Below are 24,888 nucleotides of genomic sequence, written 5' to 3' on the forward strand. Positions count from 1 at the left end.
ACCCCATGATCATGTCAATAGCACCCCTCGACACGGAAACGCCGCCGCCATGAACCCGAACGGCCCACAGCAGCGGCGAATTGACACCACGTCAGGGAGGTCAGCCGACCAGACCGTCGGCCATTTCCTCGGTCAGATTCGACTCCGTACCCGGGATGCCCAGGTCCTGGGCCCGCTTGTCCGCCATCGCCAGCAGTCGGCGGATACGGCCCGCGACCGCGTCCTTCGTCAGCGGCGGGTCGGCGAGCGCGCCCAGCTCCTCCAGGGACGCCTGCTTGTGCTCCATCCGCAGCCGGCCCGCTGCCGCGAGGTGCTCGGGCACCTCCTCGCCGAGGATCTCCAGCGCCCGCTGTACACGGGCGCCGGCCGCCACCGCGGCACGGGCCGAGCGGCGCAGGTTGGCGTCGTCGAAGTTGGCCAGGCGGTTGGCGGTCGCGCGCACCTCGCGCCGCATCCGCCGCTCCTCCCAGGCCAGCACCGACTCGTGCGCACCGAGGCGGGTCAGCAGCGCGCCGATCGCGTCACCGTCCCGAACGACCACCCGGTCCACACCGCGGACCTCGCGCGCCTTCGCGGCGATGGACAGCCGGCGGGCGGCGCCCACCAGCGCCAGCGCCGCCTCCGGGCCGGGGCAGGTGACCTCCAGCGAGGAGGAGCGGCCGGGCTCGGTCAGCGAGCCGTGCGCAAGGAACGCGCCCCGCCAGGCGGCCTCCGCGTCGCAGGTGGCGCCCGAGACGACCTGCGGCGGCAGGCCCCGGATCGGGCGGCCCCGGCCGTCGACGAGACCGGTCTGGCGCGCCAGCTGGTCGCCGCCCGCCACCACCCGGACGACGAAGCGGGAACCGCGCCGCAGCCCGCCGGGGGCCATGACCATCAGCTCCGAGCTGTGGCCGAAGATCTCCAGGATGTCCCGCTTCAGCCGGCGCGCGGCGATGCCGGTGTCCAGCTCCGCCTCGATCACGATGCGGCCGCTCACCAGGTGCAGACCGCCCGCGAACCGCAGGATGGCCGAGACCTCCGCTTTTCTGCAGCAGGTCCGGGTGACGGGGAGCCGGGAGATCTCGTCCTTCACCGCTGCCGTCATCGCCATGGGCCGATCCTTCCATGCATCCGAAAAATACGGTCGTACGCGGCGGCCAACAGCTCCGGGTCATGCTTCGGAAGTCCGTCGGGAGAGGCCACCGGAGCCAGCTCGACCGCGGCACCCAGCCGCTCGGCGGCATCGACGAGGGACTCGCGGTCGGGCACTGCGGCCTCGTCGGCCAGCACCACGTCCAGGGCGAGTTTAGGCGCGTGTCGTCCCAAAACCTCCAAATGACGCTGCGGGGAGAAGCCTTCTGTTTCACCGGGCTGCGGCGCGAGGTTGAGCGAGAGCACCCGGCGCGCCTTGGTCTCCACCAGGGCGTCCAGCAGCTCGGGCACCAGCAGGTGCGGTATCACCGAGGAGAACCATGAGCCGGGGCCCAGAACCACCCAGTCGGCGTCCAGCACGGCCTCCACGGCCTCGGGGACGGCAGGCGGGTCGTGCGGCACGACATGCACGGACTGCACCTCGCCGGGGGTGAGCGCCACCGTCGCCTGGCCACGCACGGTCTCCACCTCGTCCGGGCGCGCCGGATCGTGCCCCCGGACCAGGGCCTGGAGCTCGAGCGGGACGGCGGACATGGGCAGCACCCGCCCGTGAGCGCCGAGCAGCTTGCCGACCAGGTCCAAGGCCTGGACATGATCGCCGAACTGCTCCCACAGGGCCACGATCAGCAGATTGCCGACCGCGTGCTCGTGCAGCTCGCCCTTGGACTGGAAACGGTGCTGGATGACCCGGGCCCAGGTCTGTCCCCAGTCGTCGTCCCCGCACAGCGCCGCCAGGGCCTTGCGCAGGTCGCCGGGCGGCAGCACGCCGAGCTCCTCGCGGAGCCGGCCGCTGGAGCCGCCGTCGTCGGCGACCGTGACGACCGCGGTGAGGTCGCCGGTGATGCGGCGCAGGGCGGCGAGCGACGCGGACAGGCCCATGCCGCCGCCAAGGGCGACGACCTTGGGCTGTGCGCCGCGCTTCCGCGCCGACAGCGTGCGCGTGGTACTGCGCAGCCGCCGCAGCCGGAGGTTGCGTCCGGTCACTCGCGCCCCATGTCCCGGTGGACGACAACGGTCTCCACGCCGGCCGAGGCGAGGCGGGCGGCGAGCTTCTCGGAGGTGGCGACCGACCGGTGCTTGCCTCCGGTGCAGCCCACCGCGATGGTCACGTACCGCTTGCCCTCGCGGCGGTAGCCGGCGGCGATCAGCTGGAGCAGTTCGGTGTAGCGGTCGAGGAACTCCTTGGCGCCGGGCTGGTTGAAGACGTAGTTCGACACCTCTTCGTTCAGGCCGGTGAAGGGGCGCAGCTCCGGCACCCAGTGCGGGTTCGGCAGGAAGCGCATGTCGACGACCAGGTCCGCGTCCACGGGCAGGCCGTACTTGAAGCCGAACGACATCACCGTGGCCCGCAGCTCGGGCTCCTCGTCGCCGGCGAACTGGGCGTCCATCTTGGCGCGCAGCTCGTGGACGTTGAGGCTGGAGGTGTCGATCACCAGGTCGGCGTCGCCGCGCAGCTCGCGCAGCAGGTCGCGCTCGGCCGCGATGCCGTCGACGATCCGGCCGTCGCCCTGCAGCGGGTGCGGGCGGCGGACCGACTCGAAGCGGCGCACCAGCGCCTCGTCCGACGACTCGAGGAAGACGATCCGGCGGGTGACCTGCTTGGCGTCCAGGTCCGCGAGGGACTCGCGGAGGTTGTCGAAGAAACGCCGGCCGCGCACGTCGACCACGACGGCGATCCGGGCGACATTGCCCTGGGAGCGGGCGCCGAGCTCCACCATCGTGGGGATCAACGCGGGCGGCAGGTTGTCGACGACGAACCAGCCGAGGTCCTCCAGACACTTGGCCGCCGTACTGCGGCCGGCGCCCGACATCCCGGAGATGATCACCAGCTCGGGGATGGCCATGTCCGCCGTGGACTCGCCGGGCTCGGCTCCGTTGCCCGTACTCACGTCTGCTGCTCCGTCTCCGTCGTGCTCAGTCATGTCCTGCCGCCCCCGTCGTTCTCTTCAATGATCTCTCCTGTCGCGGTGTTCACGGCGGGTGCGGACGGAGCCGCCTGCGCCAGGGCCACGACGACGGACTCGGCCGTCTTGCGGCCCATACCGGGAACCTCGCAGATCTGCTCGATTGTCGCCTGCCGCAACCGCTTCACCGAGCCGAAATGTTTGATCAGGGCCCGCTTCCTGGTGTCCCCGAGACCGGGCACCGCGTCCAGCGGGCTCGTCCTGATGCGCTGGGAACGCTTGGAGCGCTGGTAGCGGATGGCGAAGTCGTGAGCCGTGTCACGCACCCGCTGCAGGAGATACAGGCCCTCGCTCGAGCGCGGCAGGACCACGGGGTCGTCCTCGTGGGGCAGCCAGACCTCCTCGAGGCGCTTCGCGAGGCCGCAGACGGCCACGTCGTCGATGCCGAGCTCGTCCAGAGCACACCGGGCGGCGGCGACCTGGGGCTGCCCTCCGTCGACGACCACGAGCTGGGGCGGGTAGGCGAACTTCTTCGGACGGCCGTCGTCGGGCGCCTCGTCGGCGGGGCTGTCCTCGCCGATCCACTCCCCCGTCCTGTCCTTCTCGGCCAGATACCGCTTGAAGCGGCGGGTGATCACCTCGTGCATCGACCGGACGTCGTCCTGGCCTTCGAAGCCCTTGATCTGGAAGCGTCGGTACTCGCTCTTGCGGGCGAGACCGTCCTCGAAGACGATCATGGACGCCACCACGTCCTCGCCCTGGAGGTGCGAGATGTCGAAGCACTCGATGCGCAGCGGCGCGGAGTCGAGCCCGAGGGCCTCCGCGATCTCCTCCAGCGCGCGGGAGCGGGTGGTCAGGTCGCTGGCGCGCTTGGTCTTGTGCAGTCCAAGGGCCTGGAGCGCATTGCGCTCGACCGTCTCCATCAGGGCCTTCTTGTCGCCGCGCTGCGGGATGCGCAGGGACACGGCCGCGCCGCGGCGGCCGCTCAGCCACTGGGTAACGGCGCCCTCGTCCTCGGGCAGGGCGGGGACGAGGACTTCCTTGGGGACGGCGTCGCCGCTCTCCTCGCCGTACAGCTGCTGGAGCGCGTGCTCGACGAGGCCCGCCGTGTCCACGTTCTCCACCTTGTCGGTGACCCAGCCGCGCTGGCCGCGGACCCGGCCGCCGCGGACGTGGAAGATCTGCACGGCGGCCTCGAGCTCGTCCTCGGCCACGGCGATGAGGTCGGCGTCCGTCGCGTCGGCCAGCACCACCGCGTTCTTCTCGAGGGCGCGCTTGAGGGCCCCTATGTCGTCGCGCAGCCGGGCCGCCCTCTCGTACTCCATCTCCTCGGCGGCGGCCATCATCTGCTTCTCGAGGCGGCGGATGTACGTGCCGGTGCGGCCGGCCATGAAGTCGCAGAACTCCTCGGCCAGTTCGCGGTGCTCCTCGGGTGTGACCCGGCCCACGCAGGGCGCGGAGCACTTGCCGATGTAGCCCAGCAGACAGGGACGGCCCTTCTGCACATGGTTGCGGAAGACGCCGGCGGAGCAGGTGCGCACGGGGAAGACGCGGAGCATCAGGTCGACGGTCTCGCGGATGGCCCACGCGTGGCCGTACGGACCGAAGTAGCGGACGCCCTTCCGCTTGGCGCCGCGCATGACCTGGACCCTCGGGAACTCCTCGTTCAGCGTGACCGCGAGATACGGATAGCTTTTGTCGTCGCGGTACTTGACGTTGAACCGGGGGTCGAACTCCTTGATCCAGGAGTACTCGAGCTGGAGCGCCTCGACCTCCGTCGAGACGACCGTCCACTCGACGGAGGCGGCGGTGGTGACCATGGTGCGCGTACGCGGGTGCAGATTGGCCAGGTCCTGGAAGTAGCTGGCGAGGCGCGAGCGCAGGCTCTTGGCCTTCCCGACGTAGATCACCCGGCGGTGCTCGTCACGGAACCTGTAGACCCCCGGCGAGTCGGGGATCTGTCCCGGCTTGGGGCGGTAGCTGGAGGGGTCTGCCATGCCGACCACCCTACTGGCGGGCGGTGACAACGCGACCATGTCCGCCAGAGGCACGGCCGGCCCGCCCCGGCCGTCGCGGGCCCCGGATTGCCGGTGACGCGCACACTCCTTGTCGGGGGCAGATCAACACGCTTCAATGCGAGGTGACGCGACGCCGTGAACGGTGCGGCGCGGACGTGACCAGCGCCGTCCCGCCCCATCCATCCGGAGAGCCGCAGCCCGCCCACGGCGGCCGAGCAGCCGAACAGCAGAGCATCACTTGAGCACCCACCGCACGCGATACGTCCCGGAGGAATCCATGGGCCAAGTCGAAGCCGACCTGGCGCAGGTACTGAGCACCGGCCCCTTCCATCTGGCGTTGCGCGCCGCCCTCGCCGTGCGGGGTCTGCCGCTCCAGCGCGTCCAGCACCATCTCGCCCACCGCGGGATCAAGGTCGGTGTGACGAGCCTCAGTTACTGGCAGCAGGGCGCCCGCCGCCCGCAGCGCCCCGAGTCGCTGCGGGCGGTACGCGCGCTGGAGGAACTCCTGGATCTCCCCGGGGATTCCCTGGTCCGGCTCCTGGGCACGGGCGGCGGTGACGGCGACGGGAGCTGTGACGTCGACCGGGCCCGGGGCCGCTCGTACCGTTCGTACCGCGCGCTGGTGGATCCGTCCGGGGCCGTGGGACGGCTCCTCGCCGACCTGGAGTCCCCGAAGGACGGCGGACTGCAGACCCTCGGACAGCACGAGCGGGTACGGATCGGGGCAGGGCGCCAGCTGCTCGGGCGGCACTCGCAGCATGTCGTACGCGCCCACCGCGACGGCGTCGACCGCTATCTCGCCGTCCACCACGGCGACCCGGACGGCGACCCGGAGGGCGTGGAAGTGAGCGGCCTGGAGAACTGCCGCACCGGGCGGGTGCGCCGGGACCGGGCGAGCAGCGTGGTGGTCGCGGAGCTGCTCTTCGACGCCGCGCTGCGGGCGGGCGAGACGTATGTCTTCGGCTACGGCTTCGAGGACGGCAGCGGCGGGTCGAGCACCGGATACGTGCGGGGCTTCGACCACGCGGGCGGTCAGTACGTACTGCAGGTGCGCTTCGACGAGAACGCGCTGCCCGCACGCTGCCACCGCTTCTCGCAGGCGACGACGGGCATGCCGCGCGGGGTGCCCACGGACCTGACGCCCAGCGGGCGGCACCGCACGGTCCACCTCGTGGAGCAGGGGGTGCGGCCGGGAATGCTGGGCATCGAATGGGACTGGGCCTGAGCCCGCGGACGCCCGCTTTTGCCCAGGCCTACGCCTCCGGGCCGGCCACGAGCTTGCCGCCCTCGGCCTTGATCGGCACCTCGGGCAGCGGCACGGTCGCCGGCCCCTGGAGCGCCTTGCCGGTCGTCACGTCGAAGCGGCTGCCGTGGCACGGGCAGTTGCCCTCGGTGCCCTCGACCTTGTCGAGGACACAGCCGGCGTGGGTGCACTGGGCACTGAAGGCTTTGTACTCGCCCTTCGCGGGACAGTGCACGATCAGCCGCTGTTCACGGTAGAGCTTGGCCCCGCCCACGGGAACGGCGTCAGCCGCGCCGAGGTCGACCGGCGCGGTGGGCGTCGGGGTCTCGGCATGGCCGAGCTTCGACTCGGTGGAACACGCGGCAACCCCCAGCCCGGCAACCCCGGCGAGGGCCGCGCCCTTCAGAACGGTGCGGCGGGCGGTCGGGGGCATGGGGAACTCCACGGTTCTGGATCTGGATGGGGGGCGGGTGCACTGACAGAACCGACGATACCGACGGAGATCCCCGCGACTCAGACCGGGTCGACTGCGGGGGGACCCACCGGGGGCTCCGCCGCCGGAATCCCCTCAGCCCCCTCCGCCTGGCGGCGGAGGGAGGTGCCCCGCAGCGGGGCTGGAGCATGCCCCACCCGGCGGGATTCCGCCCCCCCGGTACCCCGCGACTCTCCCTACGGCTTGGCGGCCGTGGATGGAGGCGCATCCCACGCCGCCAGCCGTAGGGGGCGCCCCCGGCGACACTGAGCAACCCAGCGAGGGGCTGCACGGCCGGGGGGCGGCGGGCGCAGTCCCCTGGGGGCAGAGCCTGCGGGGGCTGGGAGCAGAGGCCACGGGGCAAGACCCTCGGTGACGCCAAGGCCTGGGTCAACGGGGGGCACAGCCCCCGGCTACCCCGCGCCCCGGAGTCCGGGGGCCCGGAGGGGCCGGAGGGGCCGGAGGGGCCGGAGGGGCCGGAGGGGCCGGAGGGGCCGGAGGGGCCGGAGGCAACGCCCCCGGTTACGGAAAGGCCCGGGGGCCCGGGGGCAACGCCCCCGGTCTCGGTAAGGGGCGGGGTGGGGAAAAGGCCCCCGCGCAGCGGCCCGCCCGCCCGCGCTTACGCCTTGCGTGCCCGCGCCCCCACCGGTGCCTTCTTCACCGACCTCGTCGGCCTAGCCGGCTTTCGCGCCCCCGGCACCCCCGCCCCCGCCCCCGCATCGCTGATCCGGTCGGCGTCGAGGATGTCGCGCAGGAACTTGCCGGTGTGGCTCGCCGGGACGCCGGCGACCTGTTCCGGCGTGCCCTCGGCGATGACGAGGCCACCGCCGCTGCCGCCTTCGGGTCCCATGTCGACGACCCAGTCGGCCGTCTTGACGACGTCGAGGTTGTGCTCGATGACGATCACGGTGTTGCCCTTGTCCACGAGCCCCGACAGCACGTTGATCAGCTTGCTGATGTCCTCGAAGTGCAGACCGGTGGTCGGCTCGTCCAAGACGTAGACCGTGCGTCCCGTGGACCGCTTCTGGAGCTCGGACGCCAGCTTCACGCGCTGCGCCTCACCACCGGAGAGCGTCGGCGCCGACTGTCCCAGCCGGACGTATCCGAGCCCCACTTCGTTGAGCGTGCGCAGATGGCGGGAGATCGTCGGGACGGCCTCGAAGAAGTGCAGCGCCTCCTCGATCGGCATGTCCAGCACCTCGGCGATGGACTTGCCCTTGTAGTGGACCTCCAGCGTCTCGCGGTTGTACCGGGCTCCGTGGCAGACCTCGCACGGGACGTACACGTCCGGCAGGAAGTTCATCTCGATCTTGATGGTGCCGTCGCCGGAGCAGTTCTCGCAGCGGCCGCCCTTGACGTTGAAGGAGAACCGGCCCGGCAGATAGCCGCGTACCTTGGCCTCCATCGTCTCCGCGAAGAGCTTGCGGACATGGTCGAAGACGCCGGTGTACGTCGCGGGGTTGGACCGCGGGGTGCGGCCGATGGGCGACTGGTCGACGTGCACCACCTTGTCGACGAGGTCGTCGCCGTCGACCCGGGTGTGGCGGCCCGGCACGGACTTGGCGCCGTTCAGTTCGCGGGCGAGGTGGGTGTAGAGGATGTCGTTGACCAGAGTCGACTTGCCGGATCCGGAGACGCCGGTGACGGCCGTGAGCACACCGAGGGGGAAGGCGACGTCGATGTCCTGGAGGTTGTTCTCCCGGGCCCCGTGCACGGTGAGTCTGCGCGTCGGGTCGGCGGGACGGCGCAGTTCCGGCGTGGGGATGGAGCGCTTCTTGGACAGGTACTGCCCGGTCATCGACTCCTTGTTGGCCAGCAGCTGCTTCAACGGCCCGGAGTGCACGACCTTGCCGCCGTGCTCTCCCGCGCCCGGGCCGATGTCGACGACCCAGTCGGCGACCTTGATGGTGTCCTCGTCGTGCTCGACGACGATGAGGGTGTTGCCCATGTCGCGGAGGCGGACGAGGGTCTCGATCAGCCGGTGGTTGTCGCGCTGGTGCAGTCCGATGGATGGCTCGTCCAGGACGTAGAGCACACCGACCAGGCCGGAGCCGATCTGGGTGGCGAGCCGGATGCGCTGGGCCTCGCCGCCGGACAGGGTGCCAGCCGCGCGGTTGAGCGAGAGGTAGTCGAGGCCGACGTCGACCAGGAAGCGCAGCCGTTCGTTGACCTCCTTGAGCACCCGCTCGGCGATCTTCTTGTCGCGGGCGTTCAGCTTGAGGCGGCCGAGGAACTCCGCGCACTCGCTGATGGACATCGCGGAGACCTCGGCGATGGACTTCTCCATCACGGTGACGGCGAGGACGATCGGCTTGAGGCGGCTGCCTTCACAGGTCGGGCAGGGGACCTCGCGCATATAGCCCTCGAAGCGCTCCCTGCTGGAGTCGCTCTCGGCCTCGGAGTGCCGCCGCTTGACGAACTGCACGGCGCCTTCGAAGGCGGGGGTCGTGTAGGCGCGCTCGCGCCCGTAGCGGTTGCGGTAGCGGACCTCGACCTGGGTCTTGTGTCCGTGCAGGAGGGCCTTCTTGGCGCGGGCGGGGAGCCCCGCCCAGGGCATGTCGGTGGAGAAGCCGAGAGCCTGGGACAGCCCGCCGATCAGACGGCCGAAGTACTCCTTGGTGTGGCCGTGGGACCACGGGTGGATCGCGCCCTCGTCGAGGGACTTCTCCTCGTCGGGAACGATCAGCTCTGGGTCGACCTCCATGCGCGTGCCGATGCCGGTGCAGTCGGGGCAGGCGCCGAAGGGCGAGTTGAAGGAGAACGAGCGGGGCTCGAGTTCTTCGAAGGACAGGTCGTCGTACGGGCAGTAGAGGTGCTCCGAGAACATCCGCTCGCGCTCGGGATCGTCCTCCGGGAGGTCGACGAAGTCGAGCACGACCATGCCGCCGGAGAGCCCGAGCGCGGTCTCGACCGAGTCGGTGAGCCGACGCTTGGCGGAGTCCTTCACGGTGAGGCGGTCGACGACCACCTCGATGGTGTGCTTTTCCTGCTTCTTCAGCTTGGGCGGCTCGGCGAGCTGGACGGTCTGCCCGTCGACGCGCGCGCGGCTGTAGCCCTTGGTCTGCAGGTCGGAGAAGAGGTCGACGAACTCGCCCTTGCGCTCGCGCACCAGCGGCGAGAGCACCTGGAAACGGCTGCCCTCGGGCAGCTCGAGGACCCTGTCGACGATGGCCTGCGGCGACTGGCGCGTGATGGGACGGCGGCACTCGGGGCAGTGCGGCTTGCCGATGCGGGCGAAGAGCAGTCGGAGGTAGTCGTAGACCTCGGTGATCGTGCCGACCGTGGAGCGCGGGTTGCGCGAGGTCGACTTCTGGTCGATCGAGACGGCCGGAGAGAGGCCCTCGATGAAGTCGACGTCCGGCTTGTCCATCTGACCGAGGAACTGCCGGGCGTAGGAGGAGAGCGACTCGACGTACCGGCGCTGCCCCTCGGCGAAGATCGTGTCGAACGCGAGAGAGGACTTGCCCGACCCCGAAAGCCCGGTGAAGACGATGAGGGAGTCACGCGGGAGGTCGAGCGAGACGTTCTTCAGGTTGTGCTCGCGAGCACCACGAACGATGAGACGGTCGGCCACGCCGGTCCGCACCTTTCTGCGTAGAAGCGGGGGCACAGCCCCCGGTCCCAGACTGGATCCAGCCTACGGGGGGCAGCCATGCGATGGATGCCTGACTTTCAAGAATGCCTGCACCGAGCGTATAGCACGCGCATTCGATTTACGGACGCGTTCCGGTACCTTCACCCGATCGAGTGGGCGGGCTAGGGTCGGCCTCATGATCGATCCCGTGAGCGACCTGCGCTCTGTACGTGAAGCGACCGACCGACTCCTCGCCGCGGCGGCCGAACTGGACAACGCGGCCGTAGCCGGAGCGTCACGACTGCCGGGCTGGACCCGCGGCCATGTGCTGGCCCACATCTCCCGTAACGCCGACGCACTCGTAAATGTTCTCGAGGGCCGGCCGATGTATGTCACAGCCGAAACCCGCGACGCCGACATCGAGCGCGACGCCCCCCGCGCGCTCGCCGAGCAGCTCGACGACGTGCGCGCGTCCGCGGCCCGCTTCCAGGGCACGGGTGCCGCCTCCGCCGACTGGCAGCGCACCGTCGAGCTGCGCAACGGGGTGACCGACCGGGCCGCGCGCGTCCCCTTCCGCCGTCTCGTCGAAGTCGAGCTGCACCATGTCGACCTCGGCATCGGCTACGAGCTGGAGGACCTGCCGAAGGAGTTCACGGAGCGGGAGACCGCATTCCTGGCGGAGCGCTGGAGCGGCCGAGAGGACGTGCCCCCGACCCGCGTGCTGGCCGGCGGCGGCGAATGGCGCACCGGCGGGACGGACGGGACGCCGGTCACCGTCTCCGGATCCCCCGCGGACGTTCTGGGCTGGCTCTCCGGCCGCCGCGACGGCACCGCCCTGGAGTGCGCCGGAGGCCCGCTGCCCGTACTGCCTCCGCTATAGGCTGAGACGCATGACATACAGCGGAGCGGTGAAGGTCGGCGGCCCGGCGGACGTGCACGAACTCGCCGACCTGATGATCTCCAAGGTCGCCGTGGGACCGATGGACAACAACGCCTATCTGTTGCGCTGCCGCGCCACCGGTGAGCAGCTGCTGATCGACGCGGCGGCCGAGCCGGAGACCTTGCTGCATCTGATCGGCGACGACTCCATCGCCTCCGTCGTCACCACCCACCGGCACGGCGACCACTGGCAGGCACTGGAGGAAGTCGTCCGGGCGACCGGCGCGCGCACCTACGCCGGCCGGCACGACGCCGAGGGCATCCCCGTCCCGACCGACGTACTGGTCGACGACGGGGACACGATCCGGGTGGGGCGCGTCGAGCTCACGGCCCGCCATCTCGTGGGCCACACACCTGGCTCGATCGTGCTCGTCTACGACGACCCGCACGGCCACCCGCACCTCTTCACCGGCGACTGCCTTTTCCCCGGCGGCGTGGGCAACACCCACAACGACCCGCAGGCGTTCACCGGCCTGCTCGACGGAGTCGAGGCCAAGCTCTTCGACCGGCTCCCGGACGAGACCTGGGTCTACCCGGGCCACGGAAAAGACACCAGCCTCGGCGAGGAACGGCCCCACCTGGCCGAGTGGCGCGAACGCGGCTGGTGACGCCGCCCTACCCGGGGGCGGCCGCGTCGATCCTGTCGAGCACATCCGTGTAGCGGGACCGCTTGTCGGGCCGGGCGCGACCGGCAGCGTGCGTGAGCGCGGGCACCGCAGCCGGGCCCAGCAGCGCGAGCCCGTCGGCCGCGGCCCTGCGGACGACGGGGTGGGCATGCTCGAGCATCCCGGCCACGGCCGGGATCGCGGGCTCCCAACCGGCACGGCAGAGCGTCCGCACCGCCATGCGCGCCACATCCGGCTGCGGGTCGCCCAGCAGCACCGCCGTATGGCGCAGGTAGGTCTCCCGGTCCAGCATCGCGCGCGCGGTCCGGTGCGCCCGGAGACGGACTCCGGCCCTGGGGTGATGCAGCAACTCGCCGAGCAGCGCGGCCAGTTCGGGGTCCGGCTCCGGGTCCGGTCCGCGGTGCTCCGCCGCCAGGCGCCCGAGTGCCCGGCGTATCTGCTCCGCTCCACCCGTGCGGGCCGACTCGATCAGCTCCGCACGTGACGGCCGGTCCGCGGTCGCGGCCCGCGATGCGGGGACGGGTTCGCGGAGCGCGGCCAGTGCGGCGGCGTCCCGCAGCGCGGCTTCCGGGCCGCGCAGCGGGCCGTCCACGAGGACCAGCTTGTCGGCGAGTTCGTCACGACCCTCGGCCCGCAGCCGGCGGCAGCTCTGCTCGAGCGCCGGCGTGCGCAGCAGCGGGCGGCCGACGAGCAGATCGAGGAACCCCCACGCCCCGGAGTCGAGGTGCTCGCCGAGGTGCGCCGCCAGCAGGTCGCCGGGGACATGGCGCAGGGCCTCCCGGACCGCGTCGCGGTCGCCGGGCGGGCCGTGCTGCCAGCGTTCGAGCAGCCATGGAAGCCATCGCTCCCCTTGCCGTGGCGTGAGCCGCCGGACCAGGTCGGCCATCCTGTCCGCGCGGACACCGTCGGCCGTCGGCCCGCTCTCGTCGAGGGCGTCGTCGAGGGCGTTCAGCGCCGCGGCGGGCACCGCGTCGCACGGGATCGTGACCCGGCCGCGGAGGTGGGCCCGCAACACGACGAGCCCGGTCTCCGGCTCCGGCCATGTCGCGAGCTCGGCGGCAGCGGCCTCCCTGCGGTCGGGCTCGGGGTCGTCGAGCAGGGCCAGCAGCCGCGTCCGAAGCGGCCCCGACCTGGGCTGGTCCAGATCGTCGGGGCGCACGGCGCGCGGCGCAGGCTCCGGAATACGGGCGGTCTCCTCGATCGTCCACGCGGGCGCGTCGAGGGGCTGGAGTGCCGTCATCCAGTCGAGAAGGGCGGGACGTACGCCGGGCCCGACGAGAGCATGGGCGTCGATCAGCGCGGCCAGCCGTTCCCGGGAGCCCGGGGCACCCTCCTCACGGCGGCGGAACTCCTCGAGCGACGGCGCGGTGCGTACGGCGGCGTCCAGGGCTGCGCGCCACTGCGGTGCCTTCGCCGGTGCGGCAGTGGGCGTCAGGCCGAACGCGTCCCGCAGTACCGCGATCTCGCCCTGCCGCGGGTCGGTGCCGAGCCGCGCGGCGACAAGCGCCTGCTCGAGATCGCCGCGGACCAGTACCGCGCCACAGCTGCGCAGCAGTCCGAGGGTGGACAGCCTTCCCGCGGGTGCGGCGGGCAGGGCGCGTACGGCGTCGGCGACCGCCGTTTTCTCGGTGACGGAGAGCGTGGACACGGCCGCTTCGAGTACCGCGATGAGCCCGTCCCGATGGCTGCCGCGGGCACGGGCGAGCTCATCGAGGAGAGTGTGGACACACCGGGCGAAGGCGCGCCGTTCACCGGCCGACCAGGGGGCGGGGCAAAGCCGTGGCAGGAGCCGGAGGACAGGGCCCCGGTCGTCGGACGTACCGGCGAGGTCGAGCCAGTCCGCCAGCAGGTGCCGAAGGTCGCCGAGCCGGACCACCTCGGCCTGCCGGGAGCGCTCCGTGATCCGTCGCGCGACGGCGGGGTCCCAGCCGTTCTTCAGCAGCGACGTCACCTCGGGGTCCGGGGTGCCGTACGGCGCGGCCCCTCGCGAGGGGTGTGCGGCGATGCCGTGCCTGGCCAGGGGTCCTCGCAGGTCGTCCGGCACCCCGGCGGCCAGCCGGACCGTTCCGGCGGCCATCAGTTCGAGCAGCACAGGCACGACCGCCGAGTCCTGGCCGTCGAGGGCGAGTACCGAGCGGGTTGTGAGTACGCCGTCGAGACCCTGCAGCAGCAGTTCGCGGGTACGGCGGTCGTCATTGCGTTCGGCGGCGGCGAGCAGGGTGGCCGCGTACGCCTCGCCGAGGACGGCACGCAGGGCCGTCGACACGGCGGTGCGCAGGCCGGGATTGTCATGATGGCCGAGCCAGAAGAGCAGTCGTGGGACCGATTCGGGTGCACCCGCATGAGCCAGGGCCTCTGCTGCGGTCTTCTTGACGTTCATGTTCGGGTGGTCGAGGCACGCGGCGATCGGGGCGGAGGCCCAGTGGGCTCCCGCGCGGGCGAGGGCGCGCAGCGCCTGTCGCACCGTGCGGATGTCCTCGGACGCGGAGAGCGCGATCAACGTCGCGGACAGGGCCCGGGCATCGTCCCCTGTGCCGTCCTCGGCGAGCAGCGCGATCGCCCGCTTGCGGACCTGCGGGTCGCGGTGGCGCAGCAATCGGTGCACCCGGCTGCGGGTGCGCACACCGGGGACACGTAGCAGCAGATCGAGCAGCAGGGCCTGCTCGGCGCCGGTCAGGCCGGGGCGCGCCAGAAGATCGAACGCCACGGAGGCGACCAGGGCATGCCCTGCCGCCTCCGGGACCGCGGTGTCGAGCAGGCAGGACGGACGGATCCTGCCGCGTTCGTGGAGACGGCGGCCCAGGCCGTGCAGCGCGTCCAGGATTTCCTGCGGGACGGCGGGTTCGCCGGTCCGCCGTTGCGTGTCGGCGGCTTCCCCGGTCCGCTGTTGCGGGTGGGCGCCCGTCGGCGCTCCGGGCTCCTGGGTCGTGGCCAGTTCGCTCACGATCCGCATCAGCAGGTCACGGATGGCGGGCAGGGTGGACGCGTCGCCGTAGCGTGCCAGCCGGCACAGTGCCGCGACGGGTTGCTTCGGGTCCAGGTGGGAAGCGAGGAGGGCCAGTTCCCGCGGGTCGGGTGCGCCGAGGTCGGTCGCTATGCGGGCCGGCAGGTCGGTGGGATCGAGGTGGGCGAGGAGGCGCCGCCGTTGGGCCGGCTCCTCGGTCAGGTGCCACAGCAGCGCGAGGGCGCGGCTCCGGACCGGGCGGAGGTGGGGCGCGATGGTGTCCGGGCGGTCTGCGCCGGTCAGGCCGAGGCCTTCCCACAGCGCCGTCACCGTGTGGTCCCCGCCGATGGCCTCCAGTGCGCCGAGCGCCCCCGCGGGCACGGTCGGCAGGAGAGCGATCACGGCGTCCTCCGCCTCCACGTGCCGAAGCCGGCGGATCGCGTCGAGGAACGGCTCGGGGGCAGAAGCGCCGGGCAGCCGTCGCGTGATCTCCTCCCCGATCGGAAGCTCGCCCGCTCCCTGCCCGGCGAGCGCGACCAGCAGGGCGAGCCGTCGCGGCCAGCTGATGTCGCCGTCGGCGGCGTTCAGGAGAGACCGCAGCGTGGAGCCCCGGCAGGTGTAGAGAATCGTTGCGACGGCGTCGGGCGGGACGGAGTGATCGGCGAGCGCCAGACCCACGATCGACGGGACATCGGCGTCGTCGGGGAAGATGCCGCGACGGTGGAGTCCGAGGAGGCAGGCCACCGCGGGCCCGCCGAACAGCAGCGGGTCGTGCAACGCGAGCGCTGCCAGCCGGCCGATGTCGCCTCGTCCCGCGCCGTGCCCGAGGAGCTCCAGGGCTCGGCGGCGAGCATCCGGGGGCAGCCCTTGGTCCTGGACCGCTTGCCGAAGCAGGTCAACGTGACCGTGGCGAGCCGCGGTCTCCAGGGCCACCGCTGTGACCTGCGGGCGCACGCCGGAACCGGCGCAGACGAAGGACGACAGGCGTGCTTGCGGCAGAGGTTCCAGAGCCGCCCACGGTTCGGCCAGTTCGGCGAGAGCGGCGGCCACGACACCGGTGCTTTCGGCGTCCAGCAGAGCTGTGATCTGACATGCGACCAGGCCGGGTGCCAGCAGGGCGGCGTGCAGGCCCTGCCGGGCGAGCCGCAGGCCCTCGCTCTGCAGCACACCGTCGCCGCTACGTACGAGTTCGGCCACGAGTTGCTCGGGCCTGTGCGCGCTCACGATCTTCGTGTCGCGCACAGCCTGGTACAGCGGTTCGCCGGCCGGTTCGCGTCGGATCACGGTGGGGTCGTTGACAAGTGCGGCCCGGAGCCAGGCGATCCGCACCCGGGCCGGCTGCTCGGCCGTGCGCCACGACGGCAGCCGCCCCTCGGGAAGACACCGCCCCAGTCGCTCGTACAGCCCGGCCAGGAGGAGCGCCTCCTCGGGCGGCCCGTCCGCGGGCTGCGGGAGGAGCGCCGCGATGCGTGCCTTCTCGGTCTCGTCGGAGGACCGGCGGGCGGCACGCTCGTTCAGAAGTGCCAGACCGTGGAGCCGACGGCGAGGGTCGTGGTGGCGGATGAGGCCGGCGAGCACGCCCAGTGGGCAGGTGAGGGGGTCGATGTGGCCCGTCGGGACCGGCGCCTGGTCAAGGTCCCCCAAGGCAGCGTCCTTCGGCGATTTCCTGTCGTCCGGCGTCGTCACCGTCGGATAGTAAGCGGGGCGTTCACGGCCCGGCCATCGGTTTCACGGTGTCGGCGCCGACCCCAGCAGCCCGAGGACCAAGTGGGTGGTGAGGGCGTGCCAGGTCGACGCGCCGCGGAGCATGGCGTGGTCGCCGCCGGGCATGGGGAGTTCACGGACGTCGGCGCCGGCGGTGCGGGCACGGGCGGCGAAGGCCCAGGTCTCTGCCGGGTCGGTGACACGATCCCGGTCGCCGTGCAGCAGCACGACGGATCTGCCCGCCAACTGGTCGACCGGGTCCTCCGGCGGACACCAGGGGGCAAGACCGACGACCGCCTTCACATGGGGGTGGCCGGCGGTGTGCAGCGCGGCCCGTGCGCCCATGGAGTGACCCACCAGGACGGTGGGCACGGGCCCGGTGAGCTGGGCCAGTTCGTCGAGGGCCCGCCGGGCGTCACGGGCGGCGTCGGCCCGGTCGCCGTTCCAGCCGCGGTGGCCATAGCGGACCCTGCCCAGTGCGACGCCGTGGCCGGCGGTGGCGCGGGCGATCGCCCGTGCGAAGGGGCGCATCCGCGCGCCGGGGAGGTTCAGGGCGGGCGGCGGCTCCAACGCGTCGGCGCGGCCGCCGTGCAGCAGCAGGACCGCGGCCGTTGCGGGCACGGCCGGCCGGTCGAGGCGCAGCGCGGGCACCGGCGCACCGTCCTTGGCGCCGGTGCGTACGGGGATGGCCATCGCGTCGTCCTCGGGCTCTGCGGGCGGTTGTCGTACGCAACGGTATGCGGAGCCGCGGCGACGGCGGACGGTGGGTGACGCACACCGGCGGGTGCGGACGGGCCTGCCGTCCGCACCCGCCCGTGCGGTGCTCGCGCGTCGCACGACCGTCAGGCCTCGACGCTGTCCTTGTCCGTTTCCTTCGCCGCGGCTTCGGCGGCTTCGCGCTCCTCCTGTTTCCTGGAGGCAATCAAACTGGTGATCGTCGTGATGACCAGGACACCGCAGATGACGGCCAGTGAGACCGGGATGGAGATCTCGGGGACGTGCACACCGCTCTCGTGCAGGGCGTGCAGCACCAGCTTCACGCCGATGAAGCCGAGGATCACGGACAGGCCGTAGCTGAGATGGACCAGCTTCCTGAGCAGTCCGCCGATGAGGAAGTACAGCTGTCGTAGACCCATCAGCGCGAACGCGTTGGCGGTGAAGACGATGTACGGGTCCTGGGTCAGACCGAAGATCGCGGGGATGGAGTCCAGCGCGAAGAGCACATCGGTGGTGCCGATGGCGAGCATGACGACCATCAGCGGGGTCAGGACGCGCTTGCCGTTGTTGCGGATGAAGAGCTTGGTGCCGTGGTACTTGTCGGCGACGCCGAAGCGGTGCTCGATCGACTTGAGGAGCCTGTTCTCCTCGAACTCCTCCTCCTCGTCGTCGGAGCGCGCCTCCTGGATGAGCTTCCAGGCGGTGTAGATGAGGAAAGCGCCGAAGATGTAGAAGACCCAGGAGAAGCTGGCGATGATCGCCGCACCCGCGGCGATGAAGATGGCGCGCAGCACCAGGGCGATCAGCACACCGATCAGCAGCACCCGCTGCTGGAGGTGCGAGGGCACGGCGAACTTCGCCATGATCAGGACGAAGACGAAGAGGTTGTCGACGCTCAGCGACTTCTCGGTGATGAAGCCTGCGAAGAACTCGCCCGACGCCTGGCTCTCGCCCGCGAACAGCAGGCCGAGGCCGAAGAGTGCGGCCAGCACGATCCAGACCACGGTCCAGATGCCGGCTTCCTTGATGGACACGTCATGGGGCTTGCGCCCGATGAAGAAGTCGACGGCGATCAGGGCACTGAGACCGAGAATGGTCAGCACCCAAAGGGTCATTGAAACGTCCACTGCGCCTCCGGCGTCGTACGGCTACTGATCAGCGTCGTCGCTGCCGGAGGTCTCCTCCACCCGGGCGGTCCCAGCCGCACCGCGGGCCGGCGCCCCGGGACTTGTCTGCAGGTCCGTATTGACGGGCACGCCGCGAATCGGGAGTACTCCCCTCCGCGCAAAGAACGGTACAGGAAAGACCAATGAAAGATAAAGGCGACAGTAAAGGATTTCCCAAAAGGGCAGGTCGGAGCCCTAGGTCGGATCAGCGGCGCCAGGCCCGTCGCGCTTCGGTCACCTGGTCCAGCACCTGGCGCAGCACGCCGCTGCCCGGCGGCACGGTCAACGGCTCGTACGTCCACGCATGGCGCACCCACGGGTCGGCCAGGTGGTCGTCGGGGACCGGGGTCACCCGCAGCAGCGAGCGCCACAGCGGGTCGAGCACCGGGCCGTAGGCGGTCGCGTCCTCGCGGTCCGCGACCATCAGCAGATGGACGCCGACGGCCGGCCCCTCGTCCGCGAGATAGCGGAGCTGGTTGACCGCGCGGTCGTCGAAACCGTGCGGGAAGTCGTTGACGATCAGCAGCTGCTCACCCGTGTCGAGGCCGGGCGGGAGCGAGTCGGCCGCACCCCCTCGCACCGCCATCGTCACCAGGTCGACCCGCTCGGTGAGCCTGCCGAGCACCGCGCTGACGCCGTGGGCGCCCGCGGCCGGAGCGCCGGTGAGGGCGCCCGATTCGACCAGGGGAGCCAGTGAGGCGGCGGCGGTGCCCGCCGGGTCGATGGCATGGACGCTGAACTCGCCGGGCGGGTAGACGGCGAGCAGCCGGGCGGCGAGCGCGACCGCCGAGTCGACGGCGAGCCGGCGCAGCTGCGCCTCGTCCAGGGCCAGCGCGGCGTCCGAGCTCGACCGTCCGCTGTCCACCCACAGGCCGCGCTCGAGCGGCAGCCGCACCAGGCAGGGGATGCGCAGCTCGGGACTCTCCGGCAGATGCAGGTCGCCGAGGCGCAGGGCCATCGGGACCTCCATGGGGACGCGGTAGGCGTGCCAGCTGGGGTTGTCCCAGCGGGCGAACGCGGGCGGCAGCGCCGGTTCAACGACCTCCGACTCGGCGGTCAGCTGGGCCAGGTCGCGGTCGAGGACCTGTCGTGCCTGGTCGGTCAGTTGCTCGCACTTGGCGCGGGCAGCGGCCCTGGCCGCGTCACCGGTGCTGCCGATGCGGCTGCGCGGGTCGGACAGGACCTGGTCGAGCTCCTTGTCCATCCGGGACTCGGCGAACTCGACGGCGCTGCGATAAGCGGCGACGGCCCGGGCGAGGTCCTCGAACATGCCCCAGACCTGGTTGTAGAGGCGCTCCTCCATGGACCAGCCGCTGGCATCGCCCGCCACCGGGGCGGCGGGGCGGCCGGGCTCGGCCGGCGGCGCGGCGGGAGCGGGCGGGGGCGGCGCCGACTGCCTGCGCGGATGCGCGTAGTTGATGGGGCCGCCGGGCATCTGCGGCGGGTCGGGCGTCGGCGTCTGCTGGGGCCCTGTGCCGGCCGCGGCCGGCTGGGGCCCGGCGGCGGCGAGACCGTCGGGGATCGTCACATCGCCCGGGGAGGGCTGGTCGGCGGCGGGCGCCGCGGCGGAGTCGGCGCCGGCCGTGTGGAGCCGGGCCGGCGCGGCGCGGTGCGCGCGTGGCACGGCCGTCTCCTGGATGGCGGCGGCGGTGCGGTCGGCCTGGTCCATGCCCTGGTCCGACAGCAGTTGGGCGAGGCCGCCTGCGTACCCCTGGCCCACCGCGCGGACCTTCCAGGCGCCCTGGCGGCGGTACAACTCGACCGCGACCAGCGCGGTTTCGCTGTCGAGACCGGTGATGGTGAAGCTGGCGAGCTCCGCGCCGCCCTGGCTCGTGACCGCCACGAACGGGGCCGCCGTGGCACCGAAACGGTCGGGGCCTCCGGCGCTCACGGGGAGCGCGAGGAGGATGTTGACCTGATGCACGGGGTCGGGTACCTCGTCGAGGTCCACGGCGAAACGGGGCGACTGCTCGGCGCGCACGGGCACTTCGATGCCGGGAAGTGCCTGAGCGCCGGGGTGGGCCACCCATTCCTCGCGGACGGCGCCCTGTTCGTCGAAGCAGGTGGCGCAGGCGACGACCGGATGGCCGGCCGACACACGGATCTCGAGTCGGGTGTCGGACAAGGGGTGGTTCTGCCCCCGGACCAGCTCGGCCGTCATCGCTCTGTCCCCTCGGTGCTCTGCTGCGTGCGGTTGGTACGCGGGCAGCTCCCGGCGGCTGTGCCTCCGGGAGCTGCGGTACGACTCGGATGTCCCGCCGTGCCTACAGGTGCGGCAGGATCGCGGGCATCAGGTCCTGGAACGTACGGCCGTTGGCGGGGTTGCCCAGGGCCGTCATCTGCCAGCCGCCGCCGGCACGGTGCACCTTCGCCATGATCTGCGCGGTGTACTGGCCGCCGCCGTCGAGCGTGTAGCGGGCGAGCTCCTGGCCGTTGGTCTCGTCGACGATGCGGCAGAAGGCGTTCTGCACTTCCTGGAACGTCTGGCCGGTGAACGAGTTGACCGTGAAGACGATCTGGTCGATGTGGACCGGCACGCGCTGCAGGTCGACGAGGATCGCCTCGTCGTCGCCGCCGGAACCGGCGCCGCCGACGAGATTGTCACCGGTGTGCTTGACGGAGCCGTCGTCGCTGACGAGGTGGCGGAAAAAGACGACATCCACCGGCTGCTTGTCCGCGAAGAGCACCGCGGAGGCATCCAGGTCGACCTCGCGGGTGCGTGAGCCGAACAGACCGCGGCGCGGCGCCGCCTGCCATCCGAGCCCCATACGCACCGCCGTGAGCGTACCCCCGTCGCTCTTCTGCAGGCTGATGGCCTGACCCTTGGTCATGTTGACCGTCACGCGCTGTCCCCTTCTCGCGAATTGCCCACCGCCCAAGTGTGCGGTTGTCCAAGCACCCTACGCAGTCGCACCGACAGGGCGGCGCGGCAGTCGGATTTTGTGTCGGTCTTGCAACACACCGGCGTGCACAGCCGCCACTGGCTGGGCACAGCCGCCACGGCAGGCGCGACAAGCTCAGGCGAGTCCTGCCTCCTTCATCTGGCGCAGCTCCTTCTTCAACTCGCTGACCTCGTCGCGCAGCCGGGCTGCCACCTCGAACTGGAGCTCCGCGGCGGCCGCCCGCATACGGTCGGTCATCTCCTCGATGATTCCGGCCAGTTCGGTCGCGGGGCGGTCGGTGAGCACCTCGCCCTTGCGGCCGGTTCCGGCACCGGCTCCGAGCGAGGGGACCGGCGCCTTGGCGCCCTTGCCGGGCTTGTCGGCCTTCGCCTGGCGGTAGCCGGTGCCCAGCAGCTCCTCGGTGTCGATCTCCTCGCGCGCGATGGTCGCGACGATGTCGTTGATCTTCTTGCGGAGCGGCTGCGGGTCGATGCCGTTCTCCGTGTTGTACGCGATCTGCTTCTCGCGGCGGCGGTTGGTCTCCTCGATGGCCTTCTCCATCGCGGGCGTGATCTTGTCCGCGTACATATGGACCTCGCCGGAGACGTTGCGCGCCGCGCGGCCGATGGTCTGGATGAGGGAGGTGCCGGAGCGGAGGAAGCCCTCCTTGTCGGCGTCGAGGATCGCGACCAGCGACACCTCGGGGAGGTCGAGTCCCTCGCGCAGGAGATTGATACCGACCAGGACGTCGTACTCACCGGCACGCAGCTCGCGCAGCAGCTCGATACGGCGGAGGGTGTCGACGTCACTGTGCAGATAGCGGACTTGGACGCCGAGCTCGAGGAAGTAGTCCGTCAGGTCCTCGGCCATCTTCTTGGTCAGCGTGGTGACCAGGACGCGCTCGTCCTTCTCAGTGCGCTCGCGGATCTCGTGCACCAGGTCGTCGATCTGCCCCTCGGTGGGCTTGACTACGACCTGGGGGTCGACGAGCCCGGTGGGGCGGATGATCTGCTCGACGAAGCCGTCGCCGCGGGACAGTTCGTAGGTGCCGGGGGTGGCCGACAGATAGACGGTCTGGCCGATGCGCTGCTGGAACTCCTCCCACCTCAGCGGGCGGTTGTCGAGCGCGGACGGCAGCCGGAAGCCGTGGTCGACGAGCGTGCGCTTGCGGGACGCGTCGCCCTCGTACATCGCCCCGATCTGCGGCACCGTCACATGCGACTCGTCGATGACGAGCAGGAAGTCCTCGGGGAAATAGTCGAGGAGGGTGTTCGGCGGGGAGCCGGGCTCTCGGTCGTCGAAGTGCATCGAGTAGTTCTCGATGCCGGAGCAGGAGCCGATCTGGCGCATCATCTCGATGTCGTAGGTGGTGCGCATGCGCAGCCGCTGGGACTCCAGCAGTTTGCCCTGCTTGTCGAGCTCCGCGAGGCGCTGCTCGAGCTCCGCCTCGATACCGTTGACCGCCTTCTCCATGCGCTCGGGTCCCGCCACGTAGTGGCTGGCGGGGAACACGTAGAGCGACTGGTCCTCGCTGAGGATCTCGCCGGTGAGCGGGTGGAGCGTGGACAGGGCCTCGATCTCGTCGCCGAACATCTCGATGCGGACCGCGAGCTCCTCGTAGACCGGGAAGATCTCGATGGTGTCGCCACGGACGCGGAAGGTGCCGCGCTGGAAGGCCATGTCGTTACGGGTGTACTGGATGTCGACGAAGCGGCGAAGCAGCTGGTCGCGGTCAATCTCGTCGCCGACGCTGAGCTGGACCATGCGGTCCACGTACTCCTGCGGGGTACCAAGGCCGTAGATGCAGGAGACGGAGGCGACCACGACGACGTCTCGCCGGGTGAGCAGCGAATTGGTCGCGGAGTGGCGCAGTCGCTCGACTTCCTCGTTGATCGAGGAGTCCTTCTCGATGTACGTGTCCGACTGCGGGACGTACGCCTCGGGCTGGTAGTAGTCGTAGTACGAGACGAAGTACTCCACCGCGTTGTTGGGGAGGAGCTCGCGGAACTCGTTCGCCAGCTGGGCGGCCAGAGTCTTGTTCGGCGCCATCACCAGGGTGGGGCGCTGAAGCTTCTCGATCATCCAGGCAGTCGTCGCCGACTTGCCCGTGCCGGTCGCGCCCAGGAGGACAACATCCTTCTCACCTGCGCGGATGCGCCGTTCCAGCTCGGCGATGGCCGTCGGCTGGTCGCCGCTGGGCTGATAGGGACTGACGACCTCGAAAGGCGCCACCGTACGTTCGATCTTGGAAACGGGCCGCATGCAACAACCGTACGACCCCCCACTGACAGTCGGGTGGGAAACCGTGGACGATCAGTCGGTCCAGCCGTGGTCCGGGCCGCGCCGGGAGCTGCGGCCCCCTGCCCAGGCGGCCGCTCTGCGCCCGCCTCCGGTTTCCGGCCGCCGCTCCGGCGCCCCGGGGCGCATGGCCCAGCCGTCCACGTGTGCCTGCCGGTCAGGCTCCCCCGCCACACGCAGCGGGTCGAACATGACGACGACACCGGCGAGCAGCAGGAACACCGCGGGGCCCACGAGCAGAGGCGCGAGGAGCGCGGCGGGCGGGTCGCCGCCCACGGTTGTGTCGACCGCCTCGTGGACATGGACGCTGACCGCGGCCATCCCGGTGTAGTGCATCCCGCTCACGGCCAGACCCATCACGAGACCGGCGCCCAGGGTCGCCGGGAACCCGCGGACGGCCACGGCCGCCCACAGGGCCGCCGTGGCCGCGACGACGGCGATCACCACGGAGAGAGCGACGGTCACGGTGTCGTATTCGATGCGTCCCTGAAATCGCATTCCGGCCATGCCGAGGTAGTGCATGGACGCCACACCCAGCCCGGTGATCGTGCCGCCGGTGACCAGGGACATCGTCGTGGCGCCCCGGTGACCGACGATGAAAATCCCGATGCCGACCATGACGATGCCCACGGCCAGGCTGGCGAAGGTCGTCGGCTTGTCGTAGCCGATGGAGATCTCCTGAACGTGGAAGCCCATCATCGCGATGAAGTGCATGCTCCAGATGCCCGAACCGATCGCGGTCGCGCCGAGCACGAGCCGGCCCGGCCGGAACGAGCGCCCGTTCCGCACGGCCCCGGCGGTGCAGCGCAGGCCCAGGGCGCCCCCGAGGCATGCCATCAGGTAGGCCGTCACCGGGGTGAGCAGGCCGTAGCCGAATCCGTCCACCGTGCCCTGCATGCCGTGCACCCTTCGTCCCTGCGATCCCCCGCCGCCCTACGATCCCCGCGATCTCTGATGGAACGTCTGGTTCTGGGCGAGGGTACGGCTCGCGGAAGCCCAAGCAAACGGGCCGGGTGAATTTCGTCGTCGCCGAGCCCGGCACAGAGCCCGGCGGCGGGGCTCCGGCACCAGGTCTCACGGCACCGCGTCTCCTGCGGCGGATCCGTTCACCCTGTGGCCATACTTCGCCTGTGCCTCGTTGGGCGGGAAATGCAAGCCTCGACTCGTCCATTCAACCTCGATCCACCGCGTAGCGGCCGAGCTGTGGATGGAGAAACAGGAAGAGGTGCCCGCTGACCTGGGATGATGGGAGTTCCTACGCTTCCATCAG

General features: G+C 71.2%; 16 protein-coding genes. 3 read left to right on the forward strand and 13 right to left on the reverse strand.

The window, feature by feature from the left end; all coding sequences use genetic code 11:
- Positions 1 to 100 precede the first annotated feature (100 nt).
- From whiA to uvrC, 4 genes are read right to left on the reverse strand one after another with little or no spacing between them, the layout of a single operon-like run.
- Positions 101 to 1,090: a DNA-binding protein WhiA gene (gene whiA, locus ACZ4SA_RS30545; RefSeq protein ID WP_005318962.1), complete on the reverse strand. Its 990-nt coding sequence runs from the start codon at positions 1,088 to 1,090 to the stop codon at positions 101 to 103.
- Positions 1,081 to 2,115 carry a gluconeogenesis factor YvcK family protein gene (locus ACZ4SA_RS30550; protein ID WP_468280930.1) on the reverse strand — a complete coding sequence of 345 codons (1,035 nt, stop codon included), beginning with the start codon at positions 2,113 to 2,115 and terminating at the stop codon, positions 1,081 to 1,083. The genes whiA and ACZ4SA_RS30550 overlap by 10 nt, the downstream gene beginning before the upstream one ends.
- The gene (gene rapZ, locus ACZ4SA_RS30555; RefSeq protein ID WP_468280932.1) at positions 2,112 to 3,053 is read right to left on the reverse strand and encodes an RNase adapter RapZ; all 942 of its coding nucleotides are present in this window, start codon (positions 3,051 to 3,053) and stop codon (positions 2,112 to 2,114) included. The genes ACZ4SA_RS30550 and rapZ overlap by 4 nt, the downstream gene beginning before the upstream one ends.
- On the reverse strand, positions 3,050 to 5,032 hold the full coding sequence (uvrC, locus tag ACZ4SA_RS30560; protein WP_468280934.1) for an excinuclease ABC subunit UvrC: 1,983 nt from the start codon (positions 5,030 to 5,032) through the stop codon (positions 3,050 to 3,052). The genes rapZ and uvrC overlap by 4 nt, the downstream gene beginning before the upstream one ends.
- Positions 5,033 to 5,330: 298 nt before the next feature.
- Here uvrC and ACZ4SA_RS30565 point away from each other — a divergent pair, with 298 nt between their 5' ends.
- Entirely contained in the window at positions 5,331 to 6,278 is a 948-nt protein-coding gene (locus tag ACZ4SA_RS30565) for a hypothetical protein (protein WP_468280936.1), read from the forward strand.
- A gap of 28 nt (positions 6,279 to 6,306) precedes the next feature.
- On the opposite strand, the gene ACZ4SA_RS30570 is transcribed toward ACZ4SA_RS30565, so the two are convergent.
- Together ACZ4SA_RS30570 and uvrA are read right to left on the reverse strand one after the other, a co-directional pair.
- Positions 6,307 to 6,729: a Rieske (2Fe-2S) protein gene (locus tag ACZ4SA_RS30570; protein ID WP_468280938.1), complete on the reverse strand. Its 423-nt coding sequence runs from the start codon at positions 6,727 to 6,729 to the stop codon at positions 6,307 to 6,309.
- Positions 6,730 to 7,387: 658 nt separating this feature from the next.
- The gene (gene uvrA, locus ACZ4SA_RS30575; protein ID WP_468280940.1) at positions 7,388 to 10,342 is read right to left on the reverse strand and encodes an excinuclease ABC subunit UvrA; all 2,955 of its coding nucleotides are present in this window, start codon (positions 10,340 to 10,342) and stop codon (positions 7,388 to 7,390) included.
- 196 nt (positions 10,343 to 10,538) lie between these two features.
- Between uvrA and ACZ4SA_RS30580 the strand changes: the two genes are divergently transcribed.
- On the forward strand, positions 10,539 to 11,222 hold the full coding sequence (locus ACZ4SA_RS30580; RefSeq protein WP_468280942.1) for a maleylpyruvate isomerase family mycothiol-dependent enzyme: 684 nt from the start codon (positions 10,539 to 10,541) through the stop codon (positions 11,220 to 11,222).
- A gap of 10 nt (positions 11,223 to 11,232) precedes the next feature.
- Entirely contained in the window at positions 11,233 to 11,889 is a 657-nt protein-coding gene (locus ACZ4SA_RS30585; protein ID WP_468280944.1) for an MBL fold metallo-hydrolase, read from the forward strand.
- A gap of 7 nt (positions 11,890 to 11,896) precedes the next feature.
- Here ACZ4SA_RS30585 and ACZ4SA_RS30590 read toward each other — a convergent pair whose 3' ends face one another.
- The 7 genes from ACZ4SA_RS30590 to ACZ4SA_RS30620 form a co-directional block, all read right to left on the reverse strand.
- Positions 11,897 to 16,495, reverse strand: coding sequence for a HEAT repeat domain-containing protein (locus ACZ4SA_RS30590; protein ID WP_468280946.1), 4,599 nt, complete (start codon positions 16,493 to 16,495; stop codon positions 11,897 to 11,899).
- Positions 16,496 to 16,579: 84 nt separating this feature from the next.
- Entirely contained in the window at positions 16,580 to 17,248 is a 669-nt protein-coding gene (locus ACZ4SA_RS30595; RefSeq protein WP_468280948.1) for an alpha/beta hydrolase, read from the reverse strand.
- 149 nt (positions 17,249 to 17,397) lie between these two features.
- On the reverse strand, positions 17,398 to 18,399 hold the full coding sequence (locus tag ACZ4SA_RS30600; protein WP_468280950.1) for a TerC/Alx family metal homeostasis membrane protein: 1,002 nt from the start codon (positions 18,397 to 18,399) through the stop codon (positions 17,398 to 17,400).
- A 244-nt stretch (positions 18,400 to 18,643) separates the two neighbouring features.
- Positions 18,644 to 20,599 (reverse strand): TerD family protein, encoded by a 1,956-nt coding sequence (locus ACZ4SA_RS30605; RefSeq protein ID WP_468280952.1) that lies wholly within the window; start codon positions 20,597 to 20,599, stop codon positions 18,644 to 18,646.
- 103 nt (positions 20,600 to 20,702) lie between these two features.
- Positions 20,703 to 21,281, reverse strand: coding sequence for a TerD family protein (locus ACZ4SA_RS30610; protein ID WP_100106600.1), 579 nt, complete (start codon positions 21,279 to 21,281; stop codon positions 20,703 to 20,705).
- 174 nt (positions 21,282 to 21,455) lie between these two features.
- Positions 21,456 to 23,582, reverse strand: coding sequence for an excinuclease ABC subunit UvrB (gene uvrB, locus ACZ4SA_RS30615; protein WP_468280955.1), 2,127 nt, complete (start codon positions 23,580 to 23,582; stop codon positions 21,456 to 21,458).
- A gap of 51 nt (positions 23,583 to 23,633) precedes the next feature.
- Positions 23,634 to 24,515, reverse strand: a complete 882-nt coding sequence (locus tag ACZ4SA_RS30620; RefSeq protein WP_468280956.1) for an MHYT domain-containing protein — start codon at positions 24,513 to 24,515, stop codon at positions 23,634 to 23,636.
- Positions 24,516 to 24,888 lie beyond the last annotated feature (373 nt).

This window comes from Streptomyces sp. NPDC027962, assembly GCF_055566095.1.